This is a genomic window from Dactylosporangium sp. CA-092794 (assembly GCF_050948465.1).
Classification (GTDB): domain Bacteria; phylum Actinomycetota; class Actinomycetes; order Mycobacteriales; family Micromonosporaceae; genus Dactylosporangium.
On sequence record NZ_CP192044.1, the window covers coordinates 5,495,124 to 5,511,609 of the forward strand.

General features: G+C 74.7%; 18 protein-coding genes. 8 read left to right on the forward strand and 10 right to left on the reverse strand.

The annotated features are described in order from the left end of the window. Positions 1-27 precede the first annotated feature (27 nt). From ACQPXD_RS23560 to ACQPXD_RS23580, 5 genes are read left to right on the forward strand one after another with little or no spacing between them, the layout of a single operon-like run. A complete protein-coding gene (locus tag ACQPXD_RS23560; protein ID WP_432841965.1) occupies positions 28-765 on the forward strand; it encodes a response regulator transcription factor in 738 nt (245 codons plus the stop codon). Further along, positions 762-2,228 (forward strand): sensor histidine kinase, encoded by a 1,467-nt coding sequence (locus ACQPXD_RS23565; protein WP_432841967.1) that lies wholly within the window; start codon positions 762-764, stop codon positions 2,226-2,228. Before ACQPXD_RS23560 ends, ACQPXD_RS23565 begins: the two co-directional genes overlap by 4 nt. Beyond that, a complete protein-coding gene (locus ACQPXD_RS23570) occupies positions 2,218-2,982 on the forward strand; it encodes an inositol monophosphatase family protein (protein ID WP_432841969.1) in 765 nt (254 codons plus the stop codon). The genes ACQPXD_RS23565 and ACQPXD_RS23570 overlap by 11 nt, the downstream gene beginning before the upstream one ends. Further along, positions 2,979-3,884, forward strand: coding sequence for a sulfate adenylyltransferase subunit CysD (cysD, locus tag ACQPXD_RS23575; RefSeq protein WP_432841971.1), 906 nt, complete (start codon positions 2,979-2,981; stop codon positions 3,882-3,884). The genes ACQPXD_RS23570 and cysD overlap by 4 nt, the downstream gene beginning before the upstream one ends. Positions 3,885-3,886: 2 nt before the next feature. After that, on the forward strand, positions 3,887-5,122 hold the full coding sequence (locus tag ACQPXD_RS23580; RefSeq protein WP_432843942.1) for a sulfate adenylyltransferase subunit 1: 1,236 nt from the start codon (positions 3,887-3,889) through the stop codon (positions 5,120-5,122). Here the strand turns inward: ACQPXD_RS23580 and ACQPXD_RS23585 are convergent. From ACQPXD_RS23585 to ACQPXD_RS23605, 5 genes are all read right to left on the reverse strand, one after another. Then, positions 5,100-5,678 carry a TetR/AcrR family transcriptional regulator gene (locus tag ACQPXD_RS23585; RefSeq protein ID WP_432841973.1) on the reverse strand — a complete coding sequence of 193 codons (579 nt, stop codon included), beginning with the start codon at positions 5,676-5,678 and terminating at the stop codon, positions 5,100-5,102. The two genes, ACQPXD_RS23580 and ACQPXD_RS23585, sit on opposite strands and share 23 nt — an antisense overlap. Positions 5,679-5,723: 45 nt before the next feature. After that, positions 5,724-6,911 (reverse strand): MFS transporter, encoded by a 1,188-nt coding sequence (locus tag ACQPXD_RS23590; protein WP_432841975.1) that lies wholly within the window; start codon positions 6,909-6,911, stop codon positions 5,724-5,726. A 108-nt stretch (positions 6,912-7,019) separates the two neighbouring features. Beyond that, positions 7,020-8,168, reverse strand: a complete 1,149-nt coding sequence (locus ACQPXD_RS23595) for a sensor histidine kinase (RefSeq protein WP_432841977.1) — start codon at positions 8,166-8,168, stop codon at positions 7,020-7,022. Further along, positions 8,165-8,854 carry a winged helix-turn-helix domain-containing protein gene (locus ACQPXD_RS23600; RefSeq protein ID WP_432841979.1) on the reverse strand — a complete coding sequence of 230 codons (690 nt, stop codon included), beginning with the start codon at positions 8,852-8,854 and terminating at the stop codon, positions 8,165-8,167. The genes ACQPXD_RS23595 and ACQPXD_RS23600 overlap by 4 nt, the downstream gene beginning before the upstream one ends. Positions 8,855-8,942: 88 nt before the next feature. Continuing rightward, positions 8,943-10,007, reverse strand: coding sequence for an NAD-dependent epimerase/dehydratase family protein (locus tag ACQPXD_RS23605; protein ID WP_432841981.1), 1,065 nt, complete (start codon positions 10,005-10,007; stop codon positions 8,943-8,945). A 123-nt stretch (positions 10,008-10,130) separates the two neighbouring features. Between ACQPXD_RS23605 and ACQPXD_RS23610 the strand changes: the two genes are divergently transcribed. Beyond that, complete coding sequence (locus tag ACQPXD_RS23610; RefSeq protein WP_432841983.1) at positions 10,131-11,111, forward strand: hypothetical protein; 981 nt, start codon at positions 10,131-10,133, stop codon at positions 11,109-11,111. A gap of 104 nt (positions 11,112-11,215) precedes the next feature. Here the strand turns inward: ACQPXD_RS23610 and ACQPXD_RS23615 are convergent, their stop codons facing one another. The 5 genes from ACQPXD_RS23615 to ACQPXD_RS23635 are packed head-to-tail and all read right to left on the reverse strand — an operon-like array spanning position 11,216 to position 14,875. Continuing rightward, the gene (locus ACQPXD_RS23615; protein WP_432841985.1) at positions 11,216-11,692 is read right to left on the reverse strand and encodes an SRPBCC domain-containing protein; all 477 of its coding nucleotides are present in this window, start codon (positions 11,690-11,692) and stop codon (positions 11,216-11,218) included. After that, positions 11,689-12,039: an ArsR/SmtB family transcription factor gene (locus ACQPXD_RS23620; protein ID WP_432841987.1), complete on the reverse strand. Its 351-nt coding sequence runs from the start codon at positions 12,037-12,039 to the stop codon at positions 11,689-11,691. The genes ACQPXD_RS23615 and ACQPXD_RS23620 overlap by 4 nt, the downstream gene beginning before the upstream one ends. A 42-nt stretch (positions 12,040-12,081) precedes the next feature. After that, complete coding sequence (locus ACQPXD_RS23625) at positions 12,082-13,071, reverse strand: ABC transporter substrate-binding protein (protein ID WP_432841989.1); 990 nt, start codon at positions 13,069-13,071, stop codon at positions 12,082-12,084. Then, positions 13,068-13,853, reverse strand: a complete 786-nt coding sequence (locus ACQPXD_RS23630; RefSeq protein ID WP_432841991.1) for an ABC transporter ATP-binding protein — start codon at positions 13,851-13,853, stop codon at positions 13,068-13,070. Before ACQPXD_RS23630 ends, ACQPXD_RS23625 begins: the two co-directional genes overlap by 4 nt. After that, on the reverse strand, positions 13,853-14,875 hold the full coding sequence (locus ACQPXD_RS23635; protein WP_432841993.1) for a FecCD family ABC transporter permease: 1,023 nt from the start codon (positions 14,873-14,875) through the stop codon (positions 13,853-13,855). Before ACQPXD_RS23635 ends, ACQPXD_RS23630 begins: the two co-directional genes overlap by 1 nt. Before the next feature lie 77 nt (positions 14,876-14,952). Between ACQPXD_RS23635 and ACQPXD_RS23640 the strand changes: the two genes are divergently transcribed. Together ACQPXD_RS23640 and ACQPXD_RS23645 are read left to right on the forward strand one after the other, a co-directional pair. Continuing rightward, complete coding sequence (locus tag ACQPXD_RS23640) at positions 14,953-16,188, forward strand: MFS transporter (RefSeq protein WP_432841995.1); 1,236 nt, start codon at positions 14,953-14,955, stop codon at positions 16,186-16,188. Between the two features lie 93 nt (positions 16,189-16,281). After that, the gene (locus ACQPXD_RS23645; protein WP_432841997.1) at positions 16,282-16,467 is read left to right on the forward strand and encodes a streptamidine-related RiPP repeat protein; all 186 of its coding nucleotides are present in this window, start codon (positions 16,282-16,284) and stop codon (positions 16,465-16,467) included. The last annotated feature ends 19 nt before the right edge of the window (positions 16,468-16,486 follow it).

The window sequence follows — 16,486 nt, forward strand, 5'->3', positions numbered from 1 at the left end:
TTCCACGCACCCACCGGAGGAAGCCTCATGACCGCCGTCCCGCTGTCCGCACCCGGGCTGGCCCGACCGCTCGACGGGAAGGCGGTCCGGGTGCTGGTCGTCGACGACGACGACCACATCAGCGAGCTGCTGCTGACCACGCTGCGTTTCGCCCGGTTCCTGGCCGCGAGCGCGGCCAGCGGCGCGGACGCGCTGCGCCGGCTCGAGGACTTCCAGCCGGAGCTGGCGATCCTCGACGTCATGCTGCCCGACATCGACGGCTTCGAGGTCGCCCGGCGGCTGCGCCGGGGCGGCCACCGCTTCCCGGTGCTGTTCCTCACTGCCCGCGACGCCACCGCCGACATCGTCACCGGGCTGATGCTCGGCGGCGACGACTACGTCACCAAACCGTTCAGCGTCGCCGAGGTGATCGCGCGGGTCCACACGTTGCTGCGCCGCACCCGTGGCGAGCCGGCCGACGACGGCGTGCTGGCCTGCGCCGATCTGCTCATCGACGAGCAGGCCCACCAGGTGCGGCGGGCCGGGCAGCTGATCGAGCTCTCGCCGACCGAGTTCCGGTTATTGCGGTACCTCATGATCAACGCCGGTCGGGTCGTGTCCAAGGCGCAGATCCTCGACCGGGTCTGGCAGTACGACTTCGGCGGCGACGCCTCGGTGGTGGAGAAGTTCATGTCCACCCTGCGCCGAAAGATCGACTTCACCGGCCCGCCGCTGCTGCACACCGTGCGCGGCTTCGGCTACGTGCTGCGCGCACCCGTGTCATGAAGCCCCGTGTCGTGCGGCGCCTGCGGATCGTGCCGGGCAGCATCCGGGGCCGGCTGCTGTCCGGGATCCTGGTGCTGGTCGCGATGGCGCTGGTCGGCACCGACGTGGCCGCCTACGTCATGGTGCGGGCCAAGCTCGACCAGCGCATCGACGACCAGCTGATCCGTACCGTCCTGGTCATCGACCGGGTGGTGGAGCGCTCGGCGCCCGTGCAGACGCCGGTGGAGCTGAGCCCGACCACGCTGGAGTCCTACGGCTCCGGCGAGCTCAATGTGCTCTTCCTCGACCGCGGCCAGCGGGTCCTCACCGCGCTGCCGCTGCGCGACGACGTGCCGGGCCAGGCGGCGCTCATCGCGGCGTCCGCCGACAGCCGGCTGGACCGGCTGCGCTCCCGCCCCGACCGCCCGATCCAGCTGGAGCTCGACGGGGCGCCCTACCGCGTGGTGTACCACCCGCTCGACGGCCATCCCCGGCTCACCGCCACCGTGATCGCGCTGTCGTTCCTGACCGACCAGCAGACGCTGAACCGCCTCGCGGTCAGCGAGGCGCTGGTCAGCGCCGGGCTGCTGCTCGTGCTCGCCCTGCTCGCGCTCGGCGTGCTGCGGGTCGGCCTGCGCCCGCTCGGCACGATGGCCGCCACGGCCACCGCGATCGCGGACGGCGACACCGCGCGGCGGGTCCCGGTCGACCGCCCCGGCACCGAGGTCGGCCAGCTGGCGATCGCGCTCAACCACGCGTTCGACGAGCGCCGCCGCGCCGAGGAACGGCTGCGCCGGTTCGTCGCGGACGCCTCGCATGAGCTGCGCACGCCGCTGACCACCATCCGCGGCTGGGCCGACCTCTACTTCCAGGAGGGGCTGCCCCGGCCGTCGGACGTGGAGACCGGGATGAGCCGCATCGCCGAGGCGGCCGCCCAGATGGGCCGGCTCGTCGAGGAGCTGCTGCTGCTCGCCCGGCTGGACGAGCAGCGGCCGCTGGACATCGCCGAGGTCGAGCTGGCCGGGCTGGTCGGCGACGTCATCGCCGACGCCCGGGTGGTCGACCCGGGCCGCCCGATCGCCTTCACGACGACGGGGTGCGGCGGCACTGCCGTGGTCGTCGGCGACGCCGACCGGCTCGGCCAGGTGGTGCGCAATCTCGTCGGCAACGCCCTGCAGCACACGTCGGCCGGCACGCCGGTCGAGGTGTCGCTGGCCGCCGCCGGGCCGGTCGTGCGGCTGTCGGTCGCCGACGCCGGGCCGGGCATCCCCGACGCGGACCAGCGCCACCTGTTCGACCGCTTCTACCGGGCCGGCCCGGGCCGGGGATCCGGCCCCGGCAGCGGGCTCGGCCTGGCCATCGTCCGCGCCGTCGTCGAGGCGCACGGCGGCACGGTGGCGGTGGCCAGCCGCCCCGGCGAAGGCACCCGTTTCGACGTCAATTTGCCGACTGGTACCGCGAAGGAGCCGCCCGATGCAACCTGAGTCAGATGCGTCCCTCGCCGGCCGGCTGGCGGGCGAGGCCGGGGCCTTGCTGATGGGGCTGCGTGGCACCCTCGGCACCGACCCCGAGGCCTTGCGCGCCGCCGGCGACAAGGGCTCGCACGATCTCATCACGACCGCGCTGGCCCGCCGCCGCCCGGGCGACGCCGTGCTCTCCGAGGAGGGCGCGCGCGACGACCCGGCCCGCCTCGCCGCGGACCGGGTGTGGATCGTCGACCCGCTGGACGGCACCCGCGAGTTCGGCGAGCCGGGCCGCACCGACTGGGCGGTGCACATCGCGCTGTGGGAGCGCACCGCCGCGGCGCCGTCCCGGCTGGCCGCCGCCGCGGTGGCGCTGCCGGCCCGGCGGCGGGTGTGGACCACGGACGACCCGCCGGTCCCGGCCGGCGACGCGGGCCGCCCGCTGCTGCTGGCGGTGAGCCGTAGCCGCGCCCCCGAGTTCCTGACCGGGGTCGCCATGCGCCTCGGCGCGGAGCTGGTGCCGATGGGCTCGGCCGGCGCGAAGATCTGCGCGGTGGCGACCGGCGACGTCGACGCCTATGTGCACGCCGGCGGGCAGTACGAGTGGGACTCGGCGGCGCCGGTGGCGCTGGCCCGGGCGGCGGGCCTGTACGCCGCCCGGCTCGACGGCTCGCCGCTGGAATACAACCGGCCCGATCCGTGGCTGCCGGACCTCGTCGTGTGCCGTCCGGAGCTGGTGGATCCGCTGCTGAGCGCGTTGGGAGAGGTGCAATGACACCACGGTCGCACGCCGGGCACCTGGGGGTGCTGGAGGCGGAGAGCATCTTCGTGATCCGGGAGGTGATGGCCGAGTTCGAGCGGCCGGTGCTGCTGTTCTCCGGCGGCAAGGACTCGATCGTGATGCTGCGGCTGGCGCAGAAGGCCTTCCATCCGGCCCGGATCCCGTTTCCCTTGCTGCACGTGGACACCGGGCACAACTTCCCCGAGGTCCTGGCCTACCGGGACCGGCGGGTGGACGAGCTCAACGTGCAGCTGATCGTGGCCAGCGTCCCGGAGGCGATCAACGCCGGGCTGGTGCGCGAGTCGCCGGACGGCACCCGCAACCGGATCCAGACACCCGTGCTGCTGGGTGCGGTGGAGAAGTACCGGTTCGACGCGTTGTTCGGTGGTGCACGGCGGGATGAGGAGAAGGCGCGGGCGAAGGAACGGGTGTTCTCGTTCCGGGACGACTTCGGGCAGTGGGATCCGCGCAACCAGCGGCCGGAACTGTGGGCGCTGTACAACGCCCGGATCGCGCCGGGCGAGTCGATCCGGGTGTTCCCGCTGTCCAACTGGACCGAGCTGGACGTGTGGCACTACATCGCCCGCGAAGGCATCGACCTGCCCGGCATCTACTACGCCCACGACCGCGAGGTCGTCGACCGCGGCGGGATGCTCTACGCGGTCAACGAGTTCCTGCCGCTGCGGGCCGGTGAGTCCCCGTTCGTGGAGCGGGTGCGCTACCGGACGGTGGGTGACGCGTCGTGCACCGCCGCGGTGCGCAGCGACGCGGACACGATCGACAAGGTGATCGACGAGGTCGCGGCGACCCGGGTCACCGAGCGCGGCGCGACCCGCGGGGACGACAAGGTCAGCGAGGCGGCCATGGAGGATCGCAAGCGGGAGGGGTACTTCTGATGATGGACCTGCTGCGGTTCGCCACCGCGGGCTCGGTGGACGACGGGAAGTCGACGCTGATCGGCCGGCTGCTCTACGACTCGAAGGCGATCTTCACCGACCAACTGGAGGCGGTCGAGGCCACCTCCCGCTCCCGCGGCGACGAATACACCAACCTCGCCCTGCTCACCGACGGCCTCCGCGCCGAACGGGAGCAGGGCATCACCATCGACGTGGCCTACCGCTACTTCGCCACCCCACGCCGCAAGTTCATCATCGCCGACACCCCCGGACACATCCAGTACACCCGCAACATGGTCACCGGCGCCTCCACGGCCGACCTGGCGCTGATCCTCGTCGACGCCCGCAAGGGCCTGGTCGAGCAGTCCCGCCGCCACGCCTTCCTCTGCTCGCTGCTGCGGGTGCCGCACCTGGTGCTGTGCGTCAACAAGATGGACCTGGTCGACCACAACCAGGCCGTCTTCGAGCGGATCGCCGACGAGTTCACCTCGTTCGCCGCCAAACTCGACGCCCCGGACCTGACCGTGATCCCGATCTCGGCGCTGCACGGCGACAACCTGGTCACCCGCAGCGAGCGCATGCCCTGGTACGACGGCCCGTCCCTGCTGCACCACCTCGAACACGTGCACATCGCCGCCGACCGCAACCTCGTCGACGTCCGCTTCCCCGTCCAATACGTCATCGAAGGCCGCCGCTACGCCGGACAGGTCGCCGGCGGCGTACTCAAGGCCGGCGACGACATCCTCGTCCTCCCGTCGGGGCTGACCACCCGGATCACCCACATCGACACCGCCGACGGACCCGTCACCGAGGCCTACCCACCCATGTCCATCACCATCCGCACCGCCGACAACCTCGACATCACCCGCGGCGACCTCATCTGCCGACCCCACAACACCCCAGCAGTCGCCCAGGACATCGAAGCCATGATCTGCTGGATGGACGAAACCCGCCCCCTCACCACCGGCGGCCACTACGCCATCAAGCACACCACCCGCACCGCCCACACCGTGATCCGCGGCCTGCACTACCGCCTCGACATCAACACCCTGCACCGCGAAGAATCCGCCACCCAGCTCGGGCTCAACGAGATCGGCCGGGTCACGCTGCACACCACCGTGCCGCTGCTCACCGACGAGTACCGCCGCAACCGCACCACCGGCGGGTTCATCATCATCGACGAGACCACCAACCGCACGGTCGGGGCGGGCATGGTCAGCGATCGGCCACGCGGTTGAGATACCGCTGGACGTAGCGGCGCGACCGGGCGGGCGACCGGTCGCCGTCGCCGGTCAGCACCCGGTAGAGGATCGGGCCGATGAGCTCGGCGACGGCGTCGGCCGGGTCGAGCCGCGCGGGCAGGTCGCCGCGGCCGGTCGCGCGGTCGATGACGGCGCGGGCGCTCGGGCCGAGCACGTCGGCCCGCCGGACCAGCTCGGCGACGGCGGGGTCGTGCTGGGCCTCGCCGAGCAGGGCGCGGTAGGCCAGGCCGGCGTGCGAGTCGGTCAGGAAGCGCACGACGGCCTCGACGTAGGCGGTGAGGTCGGCGACGGCGTCGGCGCCGGGCCGGGTGGCCAGCTCCGCGGCGGCGTCCTCGGCGCTCGCCTCCAGCAGGATCTCGGCCTTCGACGACCACCACCGGTAGACGGTCTGCTTGCCGACGCCGGCCCGGGCCGCGATGCCCTTCATCGTCATGGCCGCGTAGCCCTCCTCGACGAGCATGTCGTCGACCGCATTGAGGATGGCGCGGCGCGCGGTCTCGCTGCGCGGGCGGCCCAGCGCGGGCGTGGTCATGGTGTTCATGGTACTTCCCTATCGAGACACGGCGTCTTGTAACGTTCATCCATCCGCGGGGCGGCCCCGCTCCAGCAGCCAGATCGCGGCGGCGAGGACCGCGACGACCGCGGTGAAGACCAGCCCCGCGGTGCGCAGCCCGGTGTGCTCGGCGAGCACGCCGACGCCGACCGCCGGGACGGCGAGCATGCCGTACAGCCCGGCGAAGAACGACGAGGAGACCTCACCCCGGTGCGCGGGCGGCACCCGCTCGACGGTCGTGGCGATGCCGGCGTTGAGGCACAGTCCGCCGGACACCCCGAGCACGGCGGCGGCGAGCAGCAGCGGCGTGAGCCGGGTCGCGGCCAGCGCGAGCGCGAGGCACCCGGCGGCGAGCACCAGGCCGGCGCAGCCCGCCAGGAGGGCGGCCCGCGGGCGCATCCGGCGGGCCAGCAGCTGGCCCGCGGCCATGCCGGCGAACGCGAGGGCCACCACCCCGCCGGCCAGGCTGTGCGCCCGCAGCCGCAGCGACTCGGCCAGGAACAGCGCACTGACCGCGGTGAGCACGCCGGTCACCGCGAACCCGGTGCCGGCGGCGAGCACCGCCCGGACAAACGCGGCGCGCACCCCGGCCGGCACGCGCAGCCGGTGCGCCCGGACGCTTCGGGTCGCGGCACCGCTCGCCGGTGCGGCCGGGGCGAAGGCCCAGAGCCCGGCGAAGGCGGCCAGGGTCAGCCCGGCGTACACCGCGTACGGCACGAACAGCGGGGCGGCGACGAGGTCGGCGACGACCCCGGAGAACAGCGTGCCCAGCCCCAGGCCGCCGGTGTTGGCGGCGACCGCGAGCCGCCCGGCGACGGCCCGCCGCTCGGGCGCGAACAGGTCGATCACGGCGGCGGTGCCGGCCCCGCTCATCAGCCCGGCGCTCAGGCCCGAGATCACCCGCGCGACGATCAGCAGCGGCAGCGACGGCGGGAGCAGGAACAGCACCGCGCTCAGCAGCGCCAGTCCGAGGGCGATCATCAGCACCGGCCGCCGGCCCAGGTCGTCGGAGAGCCGGCCGAACAGCGTCAGGGTCGCGACCACGCCGAGCGCGTAGACGGCGAAGAGCACGGTGACGGTCAGGTCGGTGAAGTCCAGCCGGCCGGCGTAGATGGCGTAGAGCGGGGTAGGCAGCGTTGTGCCCATCATCGTGACCAGGAACGCGGCGGCGGTCGCGGCGACCGCCGCCGGGCCCGCGGGCCGGGCAGTCATGATCGGGTCCTTCCTTGGCGTAATTACGAGCCCACGTGTCTCGTAAGAGACGGTAGCAGTGCGGTGCCGCTCGCCGCCGCCGGTGGGCGCCGCAGCGACGACGTCCGCTCAGGGATCGTGTGGAGCGTCACCCGGCCGTTCCCGGGCCGGGCCGCCGGCCGCCGGCAGGGTGACGGTGAAGGTGGCGCCGCGGCCGGGGCCGTCGCTGTGCGCGGTGATCCGGCCGCCGTGTGCGGTCACGATGGCGCGGGCGATGGCCAGGCCGATGCCGGAGCCGCCGTGGTCGCGGTCGCGGGCGGTGTCGGCGCGGTAGAAGCGCTCGAACAGGTGCGGCAGGTGCTCGGCGGCGATGCCGTCGCCGGTGTCGGACACCTCGATGCGGATGTCCCGGTCGTGGCGGTCGGCGGTGACCGTGACGGTGCCGCCGGGCGGGGTGTGGCGCAGCGCGTTGTCGAGCAGGTTGCCCAGCACCTGGCCGAGCCGCTGCGGGTCCGCGTCGAGCGCGGGCAGCCCGGCGGCGGCCCGGGCGGTCAGGGCGACGCCGCGGGCCGTGTAGCCGGGCTGGGCGGCGGCGCCCGCGGCGGCGAGCAGGTCGGCGGGGGAGACGGGCCGGCGGCGCAGGGTGAGGCGGTCTTCCTCGGCGCGGGCGACGGCGGTGAGGTCCTCGGCGAGGCGGCGCAGCCGGGTGGTCTGGGTGCGCAGCACGGCGAGGGTGTCCTCGTCGTCGACGCCGACGCCGTCCTCGGCGGCGTCGAGGTAGGCCTCGATGGTGGCCAGGGGCGTGCGCATCTCGTGGCCGAGGTCGCCGAGCAGCCGGCGGCGGGTGTCCTCGACGTCGCGGAGCCGGCCCGCCATGGCGTTGAACGCCTGCGCCACGGTGTCGAACTCGGTGCCGATGCCGGGGGCCGGGGCGCGGACCTCGTAGCGGCCGACGGTGACGTCGGCGGCGACCCGGGCGAGCTGGCCGATCGGGTGGGCGACCCGCCGGGCCACGTAGGCGCTCACGGCGAGGGCGGTGGCGAGCGCGCACAGCATGGCCACCCCGAGCGCGACCGCGCTGGCGGAGGCGTAGGCCTCCTCGACGTGCCGGCTGGTCTCGGCGCCGATGGCGCCGGCGTGGCGCAGGTGGTCGCGGAAGATCGCCGGGCCGACGGCGGCCGCGACGAGCCCGGCGGTGGCCGCGCCGACGAGGACGACGAGGGTCTGCGCGGCGAAGAGCCGGCCGCCGAGGCCGATGCGCCGCCGGGGGCGGTTCATCCCTCGCCCATCCGGTAGCCGATGCCGCGCACGGTGCGGATGTAGCGGGGCGCGGCGGGGTCGTCGCCGAGCTTGCGCCGCAGGTGTCCGATGTGGACGTCGACGAGGTGCTCGTCGCCGACCCAGTCCGCGCCCCAGACGGCGTCGATGAGCTGCCGCCGGGTGAACGCCATCCGGGGCCGGGCGGTCAGGGCGGCGAGGAGGTCGAACTCGGTGCGGGTCAGCTCGACCGTCGCGCCGGCGACCCGCACCTCCCGGCCCTGCGGGTCGACCCGCAGGTCGCCGAAGACGCGCGGTGGCTCCGGCTCGGCGGCGCCGGGGCCGCGGGGGCGGCGCAGCATGGCCCGGACCCGGGCCACGAGCTCGCGGGGGCTGAACGGCTTGGTGAGATAGTCGTCGGCGCCCACGCCGAGGCCGACGAGCTTGTCGACCTCGTCGGCGCGGGCGGTGAGCATGATGACGTAGCAGTCGCTGAACGTGCGCACCTGCCGGCAGACCTCGATCCCGTCGAGGCCGGGCAGGCCCAGGTCGAGCACGATCACGTCCGGCGGCCGCCGGCGGGCCGAGGCGACGGCGGCGAGGCCGTCGAAGACGCAGTCCGCCTCGTGCCCGTCGCGTTGCAGGTAGCTGGCCACCACCTTGGCCAGGCTCCGCTCGTCCTCGACGACCAGGACCCGTGTGCTCATGCCCCCATCTTGCCCGGGCGCGGGCGCGGCGCGCGGCGGCGCGGCCCGGCTTCATCGAACCTTCAGGGAAGCCGCCGGGGATCGCCGATCAGTAGGGGTTGCCGGTGCCGGGCAGCCGCCCGCGCAGCAGCGCGCCGAGGCGGCCCGGGCTGCGCGGGTTGTCCGACAGGGGCGGGCTGCCGGTGTGGGCCCGGGCGGCCATCCCGCCGGCCAGCTCGCGCAGCGCCTCGGTCGCGTCGACGGCGGGCCGCCAGCCCAGCTCCATGGTGGCGCGGGTGGTGGCCATCAGCGGGGCGGCGAGGGCGAGCCGGACCCAGCCCGGGTCGACCGGCTGCAGCCGCAGCCGCCAGGTCGCGCGCGCCCCGGCGCGCAGCACGCCCGGCGGGACCGACACGGTCCGGCCGTGGAAGAGCTCGGCGGCGAGCTTCGGGGTGAGGATCGGCTCGGCGGCGATGTTGAACGGCCCGCGCACCTCCGACGTGATGGCCCGCGCGTAGGCGTCGGCGACGTCGTCGGCGTGCACCGCCTGCAGGCGCAGCCGCGGGTTGTCCGGGATCAGCGGTAGTCGGCCGAAGCGCAGCAGCCCGACCGGGGCGAGCGGGCCGAGGAAGTACCGGGCGATCTCGGTGCCGGCGTCGCGCTGGAAGGTCAGCCCGGGCCGCAGCCGCACCACCCGCAGCCGGCCCTCGACGGCGTCGAGCATCCCCTCGAGGGCGACCTTGTCCCGGCTGTACGTCGAGCCGGAGACGCCGGTCGCGGGCCAGTCCTCGCCGGCCAGCCGGTCCTTCGGGCCGCGGGCGTACACGCCAACCGAGGAGGCCGCGACCAGCGCGCCGACGCCGGCCGCCACCGCGGCGTCGATGACCGCCCGGCTGCCGTTGACGTTGGTCCGCCGCAGCGCCGCCCGGTCGTGGCTGGGCTGGATCTGCCAGGCGAGGTGCACCACCGCGTCCGCGCCGCGGAAGACGCCGGTCAGCGTCTCGGGCGCGTCGGCGGCGCCGATGTCGCACGAGTGCCACTGCACGCCGGAGTACTCCGGCCCCTCCGGCAGCCGGCGGGCCACCCCGGCGATGTGGTGGTCGCCGCCGGCGCGCAGCCGGCGCAGCAGGGCGGTGCCGACGTTGCCGGTAGCGCCCACCACGACGATTCGCATCGCAGTCACCACTCCTTCTCGCGGCCGGTCCCGCCGGTCGGTTGCCCGCCGATCCGGCGTCGAAACCCGATCACCGTGTCAACTCAGGTTGACGCCAAGAGGCCTGTCAACTACGGTTGACACGTGTCCATGAGAGGGATCAACTACGACGTCGGCACCCGGACGGGGCCGTTCCTGTCGCGGCCGGTCTTCGACGCCGCGCAGACCCGCGACGACCTGACCGTCATCCGGGACCGGCTGCACTGCGACGCGGTCCGGGTCTCCGGCACCGGCCTGGAGCGGCTGCTGACCGCCACCGAGATCGCCCTGGACCTCGGCCTCGACGTGTGGCTGTCCCCGCACCTGCACGACGCCGGCCCGGCCGAGACGCTGGCCAACACCCGGCGGTGCGCCGCGGCCGCACAGTCCCTCGGCAGCCCGAAGGTGACGTACCTGCTGGGCGGTGAACTGACGCTGTTCATGCGCGGCATCATGCCGGGCGACACCCTGTTCGAGCGGCTGCGCCCGCACCGCATGCTGCGGCTGCGGTACCTCGGCCGGCACAACCGCCCCCTGAACGCCTTCCTGGCCGAGGCCGCCCGCGCGGTCCGGCAGGTGTTCACCGGCCCGGTGAGCTACGCGTCCGCGCCGATCGAGCGGGTCGACTGGAGCCCGTTCGACGTCGTCTGCGTCGACTACTACCGGGGCAAGCGCAACCGGGACGACTACGGCGAGCGGCTGCGGCGGCACTTCGCGCCCGGCAAACCGGTCGTCGTCACCGAGGTCGGCTGCTGCACCTACCGCGGCGCGCAGGACAAGGGCGGCATCGCCTGGGCGGTCGTCGACCCGCGCGATCCCGACCGGCTGGCCCGCCCGCTCGTGCGCGACGAGGAGCTGCAGGCGGCGGAGGTGCTCGACATGCTCGGCATCCTGGAGCGCCGCGGCGTCGCCGGCGCCTTCGTCTTCACCTTCGCCGCCCCGGCGCTGCCCCACCGCCCGGACCCGGCCCGCGACCTCGACCTGGCCTCCTACGGCGTGGTCCGGTGCTACGACGACGGCCACTGGGAGCCGAAGCGGCTGTTCGACGCCCTGGCGGAGCGCAACGCCCGCCAGGGCGGTTCCTGAGTACCGCCGCTCAGCCACACCTGGCGTTGAGCACGGCGCCGCGGGCGGCGGCCCCGACGGTCAGCAGGGTGTAGAGCAGCCCGCCGCTCCCCACCCCGCTAGCTTCACATGGATTCGGCCAGCCGGGCGAGCTGGCCGGTGACGCTGCCCCAGCCGTCGGCGAAGCCGAGCCGCTCGTGGGTGGCGCGGGCGGCCGCCTCACCGTGGCGGACGACGACGTGGTACTCCGTGCCGTCGGCGTGGTCGGCGAAGGTGATCTCGGCGGTCATGGCGACCGGGGCGGGGACGGCGGGCCGCCAGGTGCTGTCGACGGCGTTGGTGAACACGATGCGCTCGTACTCCTCGACGGCCAGGAAGCACGCGTCGAGGTGGGGCACGAAGCCGGCGCCGTCCTCGCTCATGCGGGTGACGAACGCGCCGCCGGGCCGGGCCTCGAGCCGGTCCACGCGGGCCACCGCGGGCGCCGGCAGCCACCACCGCTCCAGCAGCGACGGCTGGACCCAGGCGCTCCACACCGTCTTGCGGGGCGCCCGGATCAGGCGGGTGAGCGTGAGGTCGAGGGCGGGGTCGAAGCCGGTCATCGCGGTTCCTCCCGTGGTTGATGGTCGCCGCCGGTGACGAAGCGCTCGAGGCGGTCGGTGCGCTCCTCCCACAGGCGCCGCTGCTCGGCGAGCCAGCCGTCGATGAGGGCGAGCCGGTCGCGGTTGAGCGCGCAGGTGCGCACCCGGCCGGACTTCGTGGTCGTGATGAGCCCGCGCGACTCCAGCACGTGGACGTGCTTCATGAACGTGGGCAGCGTCAGCGGCAGGCCCGCGGCGAGGTCACCGACGCTGGCCGGCCCGCGCCCGAGCCGCCGGACCACCTCCCGGCGGGTCGGGTCGGCGAGCGCCCCGAACACGCCGTCGAGCTGGCTCGAATACTGTGCCATATGGCTAAGTATTGCCGAACCGGTGGCGTCGCCGCAAGCGCTTCAGAAGGCATCCGGATGCAGCTGGCGGGCCAGGGCGGGCACGCCGTCGACGGAGCGCAGGGCGCCCCCGAAGGTCGCCTCCGGCGTGGCCAGGACGCGGCCGGTGCGCACCGCGGTGGTGTCGGCGAAGGTCCGGCGCAGGTAGTCGAGGGTGGTGGCGCGGCCCTCGTCGTCGAGGTAGGTGGCGACGATGACGTCGGGGTTCTTGCGGGCGATGGTCTCGGGGGAGACCTGGGCGTAGTACTCCCCGGCCGGCAGCTCCGACTGCGCGGTGAGGTTCTCGCCGCCGGCCAGGGTGAGCACGTCGGTGTAGAGGCCGCCGGCGTCGGCGTACAGCGCCTTGTCGTAGACGGTGACCAGCGCGCAGCGGGCCGGGGTCCGGCCGGAGAGGCGGGTCGCGGTGCCGGCGAGGGTGGCCCGGGCCTGCTCGGCGAGGCCCGCCGCCGCCTCGGCCGCGCCGAAGACCCGGCCGAGGCCGGTGAGGTCGGTGGTGACGTCGGTGACCTTGGCGAGGACCTTGCGCCCGTCGCAGAACGAGGCGTCGAGGTACACCGGGATGCCCTTGGCGGCCAGGTCGTCCATGGTCGGCAGTTGCTTGCCGTCGAAGTGGTAGGCGGCGTCGGCGACGATGAGGTCGGGGCGGGCGGCGAGGAGGACCTCGATCGACGGCTCCTGCTCGGCGAGGACCTTCACCCGGGCGTACCGCTGCGCGTAGGCGGGGCTGGGCGGCGACTGGTCGGTGTTGACCTGGCCGGCGATGCGGTCGTCGAGGCCGAGCGCCAGCAGCAGTTCGGTCATGGCCGGGTAGAACGACACGACCCGTCGCGGCGGGGCGGCGAAGGTCAGGTCGCGGCCGCACGCGGTGACCGTCGCCGGGCCAAGGCTCGCGGCCGGGGCGCCGCCGGCCTTCGTGCCGCAGCCGGCCAGTAGGAACGCGCCGGCTCCGGCGGCGCCGCGCAGCAGCCCGCGGCGGGTGAGTGCAGTAGTCATCGATCTTCCTCGGTTTCCAGTGGGGCCAGATACAGGTGCGGCGCGCCGGTGAGGGGGTTGGTGCCGCGGTGCGCGCGGACCGCGAAGACTCGGGCGAGCAGGTCCGGGGTGAGCACGTCGCCGGGCGGCCCGGCGGCGGCGATGCGGCCGGCGTGCAGGACGTAGACCCGGTCGCAGTAGGCCGTGGCGTGGTTGAGGTCGTGCAGCGCGGCGAGCGTGGTCAGCCGCAGCCGGCGGATGAGCCGCAGCTGGCCGAGCTGGGCGGTGACGTCGAGGTGGTTGGTCGGCTCATCGAGCACGAGCAGGTCGGGCCGCTGGGCGAGGGCCCGGGCGAGCAGGGCGCGCTGCTTCTCGCCGCCGGACAGGGTGTGCATCGGCCGGTGGGCGCGCCCGGCCAGCCCGACCCGCTCGAGCGCGGCGCGGACCAGGTCGGCGTCCTCGGCGGTGTCGCGGCCGAGCAGTCCCTTGTGCGGGGTGCGCCCGGCGAGCACGGTCTCGGCGACGGTGAACGCGAAGTCGCCGGCGGGCTCCTGCACGACCGCGGCGGTGCGCCGGGCGGCCGCGCGGACCCCGAGGTCGCGCCACAGGTCGCGCCCGTCCAGCCAGACCGCGCCGGCGGCCGGGCGCAGGGCCCGGTAGACGGTGCGCAGCAGGGTCGACTTGCCGCTGCCGTTCGGTCCGAGCAGCCCGACGAACTCGCCGGGGTGGATCTCGAGCTCGATTGTTTCGATGATGGGGGTACCGCCGATGCGCACGCTGACCCCGTCGAGCCGGACGCGCATCAGCGCACCGCCGGGTCGGTGTCGCCGCGGCGCAGCAGCCACAGCAGCACGGGCGTGCCGAGCACGGCGGTGAGGATGCCGACGGGCAGCTCGACCGGCCGGGCGACGGTCCGCGCGACGGTGTCGACGAGCACCAGGTACGCGCCGCCGGACAGCGCGGCCAGGGGCAGCACCCGGCGGTGGTCGGCGCCGACGAGCAGCCGCACCAGATGCGGCACGAGCAGGCCCACGAACCCGACCGCGCCGACCTCGGCGATGACCGTGCCGGTCACCAGCGCCGTGACGAGTAGCAGCCACAGCCGCAGCCGGGCCACGTCGACGCCGAGCGCGACGGCGGTCTCGTCGCCCAGCACCAGGGCGTTGAGCCGGCGACCCTGGGTGAGCAGCCACAGCGTGCCGAGCACGACGCCGGCGGCCGGGACGCCCAGCTGCGACCAGTGCGCCCCGGACAGCGAGCCCAGCAGCCAGAACAGCACGCCGGCGAGCTGGTCGGGGTGGGCGCGCAGCTGCAGGTAGCTGGTGACGGCCGAGCACAGGTAGCCGATCGACACCCCGGCCAGCAGCAGCCGGCCCGGCAGCAGTTGCCCGGCCCGCCGGCCCAGGGCCAGCACCAGGGCGAGCGCGGCGGCGGCGCCGGCGAACGCGGCGGCCGGCAGGCTCAGCCCGGCCACCGCCGCGCTGCCGAGGGTGAGCACGGCGACCGCGCCGAGCGAGGCGCCCGAGGCCAGGCCGAGCACGTACGGGTCGGCGAGTGGGTTGCGGACCACCGCCTGCAGCACCACCCCGGCCACCGACAGCCCGGCGCCGGCCACCGCGGCGAGCAGCGCCCGCGGCGCCCGGTACTGCCACACGATGTCGTCGCCGATCGGGTCGGCCCCGTAGCGGCCGCCGGTGAGGTGTGCCGCGATGATGCGGACGACCTCCTCGACGGGCACGTCGACGGCGCCGACGCCCAGCGCCAGCACCGTCCCGCCGAGGCCCGCCCCGGCCGCGGCCAGCAACCATCCCCGGCTCTCGCTCATCGCCACCCCTTTCACCGTCGGCGCGGCGCGAACGTATCACTGTTGAATATGGTTTTCAATTGCGATAGGGATTGGGGGTGGATGCGGACATCGACGACCGGCTGTGGCGGCGCTACCTGCTCGCCCGCGCGGTCTCCTGGGCGGGCTCGACGCTGACCCTGGTGGCGCTGCCGATGCTGGTGTTCCAGCGCACCGGCAGCCCCGCGCTCACCGCCGCGCTGACCGCCGTCGAGGCCGTGCCGTACCTGCTGTTCGGCCTGCTCGCCGGGGTACTCGCGGACCGCTGGGACCGCCGCCGGCTCATGGTCGCGACCAGCCTCGCCGAGGCCGCCGTGCTCGGCGGCATCCCGGTCGCCGCGGCGCTGGGCCTGCTGACGCCGGCGCACGTGCTCGCGGCCGCCGCCGTCAGCGCCACCGCCGCGGTGTTCTTCGACGCGGCGAGCTTCGCCGCGCTGCCCGCCCTGGCCGGCCGGCGGGGCATCGCCCGGGCCACGGCGAGCAGCGTGAGCGCCTACACCGTCATCGGTCTGGCCGGCCCCGCCGCCGGCGGCGTCATCGCCTCCGTTGCCGGCCCGCCGGCCGCGATCGGCCTCGACGCGCTCACCTTCGCCGTCGCCGCGGCCCTGCTGGCCCGGCTCCCCGCCGCCCGGCTGACCCCCGCCCGCCCGGAGTCCGGCGTGGAGCCGTCCGGGCCGTACCGCCGAATCGGCATCGACATCCGCGACGGCCTCGCCTTCATCTGGCACCACCCCGCGGTCCGCTCCTACACGCTGCTCGGCATCGGCAACAGCCTCACCGGCGGCGCCGTGCTGGGCCTGGTCCTCGTCGTCGCCGTGGACCGGCTCGGGCTCCCGGCCCGCGACTGGCGGGTCGGCCTGTGCTTCGTCGCCGCCTGCGCCGGCACGCTGCTCGCCAACGCGGCGCTGCCCCGGCTGCGGGCGCGCGTGCCGGCCGGCCGGATCACCCTCGCCGGCCTCGCCGCGAACTGGCTGGCCCTGCTCGCCTGGGCGAGCGTGACCCGCTTCGGGCCGGCGCTGGCCGCGCTGCTGGCCTGGCAGGCGACCAACAGCCTGGTCAGCGTCAACGGCATCGTGGCCCGGCAGGAGGCCGCCCCCGACCACCTGCAGGGCCGGGTCAACACCACGGCCCGCATGATCGCCTGGGGCGGCCAGCCGGTCGGCGCCGCCCTCGGCGGCGTCATCGCCGACGCCGCCGGTGTCCGCGTGGCGCTGCTGGTGACCGGTGGCGCCGTGCTCGCCGCCGCGCTCGCCGGCTGGTTCACGCCGCTGCGCGATCGCGTGACCGTGCCGTAGGCCCCGGGGACCCTTGCGCGGGTTGGCGGTGGGCCGCTATGGTCGGGCTTATTGAAAACGAAATCCGTTTTCATTAACGATCGAGGAGGTTCCGTGAAGGTCACGTTCGAGCCGGTGCGGGAGCCCGCGCCGCTGCGCGCGCTGCAGGGGCCGGGCACCAACGCCCTGGTCCACACGCCGTTCACGTTCGAGACGGTCAAGGAGCAGGCGCCGCTGCGCGCGCTGCAGGGCCCGGGGACCAACGCCCTGGTCCACAGCCCGTTCACCTACTCCGGCTGACCGGCTGAACGGCCGCGCC

What these genes read in the sequence shown, in the direction of transcription:
- ACQPXD_RS23625 (WP_432841989.1), bottom strand. Translation starts at nt 13,071, where the DNA reads ATGACTACTGCACTCACCCGCCGCGGGCTGCTGCGCGGCGCCGCCGGA.
- ACQPXD_RS23600 (WP_432841979.1), bottom strand. Translation starts at nt 8,854, where the DNA reads ATGAGCACACGGGTCCTGGTCGTCGAGGACGAGCGGAGCCTGGCCAAG.
- ACQPXD_RS23570 (WP_432841969.1), top strand. Translation starts at nt 2,218, where the DNA reads ATGCAACCTGAGTCAGATGCGTCCCTCGCCGGCCGGCTGGCGGGCGAG.
- ACQPXD_RS23595 (WP_432841977.1), bottom strand. Translation starts at nt 8,168, where the DNA reads ATGAACCGCCCCCGGCGGCGCATCGGCCTCGGCGGCCGGCTCTTCGCC.
- ACQPXD_RS23590 (WP_432841975.1), bottom strand. Translation starts at nt 6,911, where the DNA reads ATGACTGCCCGGCCCGCGGGCCCGGCGGCGGTCGCCGCGACCGCCGCC.
- cysD (WP_432841971.1), top strand. Translation starts at nt 2,979, where the DNA reads ATGACACCACGGTCGCACGCCGGGCACCTGGGGGTGCTGGAGGCGGAG.
- ACQPXD_RS23565 (WP_432841967.1), top strand. Translation starts at nt 762, where the DNA reads ATGAAGCCCCGTGTCGTGCGGCGCCTGCGGATCGTGCCGGGCAGCATC.
- ACQPXD_RS23580 (WP_432843942.1), top strand. Translation starts at nt 3,887, where the DNA reads ATGGACCTGCTGCGGTTCGCCACCGCGGGCTCGGTGGACGACGGGAAG.
- ACQPXD_RS23605 (WP_432841981.1), bottom strand. Translation starts at nt 10,007, where the DNA reads ATGCGAATCGTCGTGGTGGGCGCTACCGGCAACGTCGGCACCGCCCTG.
- ACQPXD_RS23620 (WP_432841987.1), bottom strand. Translation starts at nt 12,039, where the DNA reads ATGGCACAGTATTCGAGCCAGCTCGACGGCGTGTTCGGGGCGCTCGCC.
- ACQPXD_RS23585 (WP_432841973.1), bottom strand. Translation starts at nt 5,678, where the DNA reads ATGACCACGCCCGCGCTGGGCCGCCCGCGCAGCGAGACCGCGCGCCGC.
- ACQPXD_RS23635 (WP_432841993.1), bottom strand. Translation starts at nt 14,875, where the DNA reads ATGAGCGAGAGCCGGGGATGGTTGCTGGCCGCGGCCGGGGCGGGCCTC.
- ACQPXD_RS23560 (WP_432841965.1), top strand. Translation starts at nt 28, where the DNA reads ATGACCGCCGTCCCGCTGTCCGCACCCGGGCTGGCCCGACCGCTCGAC.
- ACQPXD_RS23630 (WP_432841991.1), bottom strand. Translation starts at nt 13,853, where the DNA reads ATGCGCGTCCGGCTCGACGGGGTCAGCGTGCGCATCGGCGGTACCCCC.
- ACQPXD_RS23615 (WP_432841985.1), bottom strand. Translation starts at nt 11,692, where the DNA reads ATGACCGGCTTCGACCCCGCCCTCGACCTCACGCTCACCCGCCTGATC.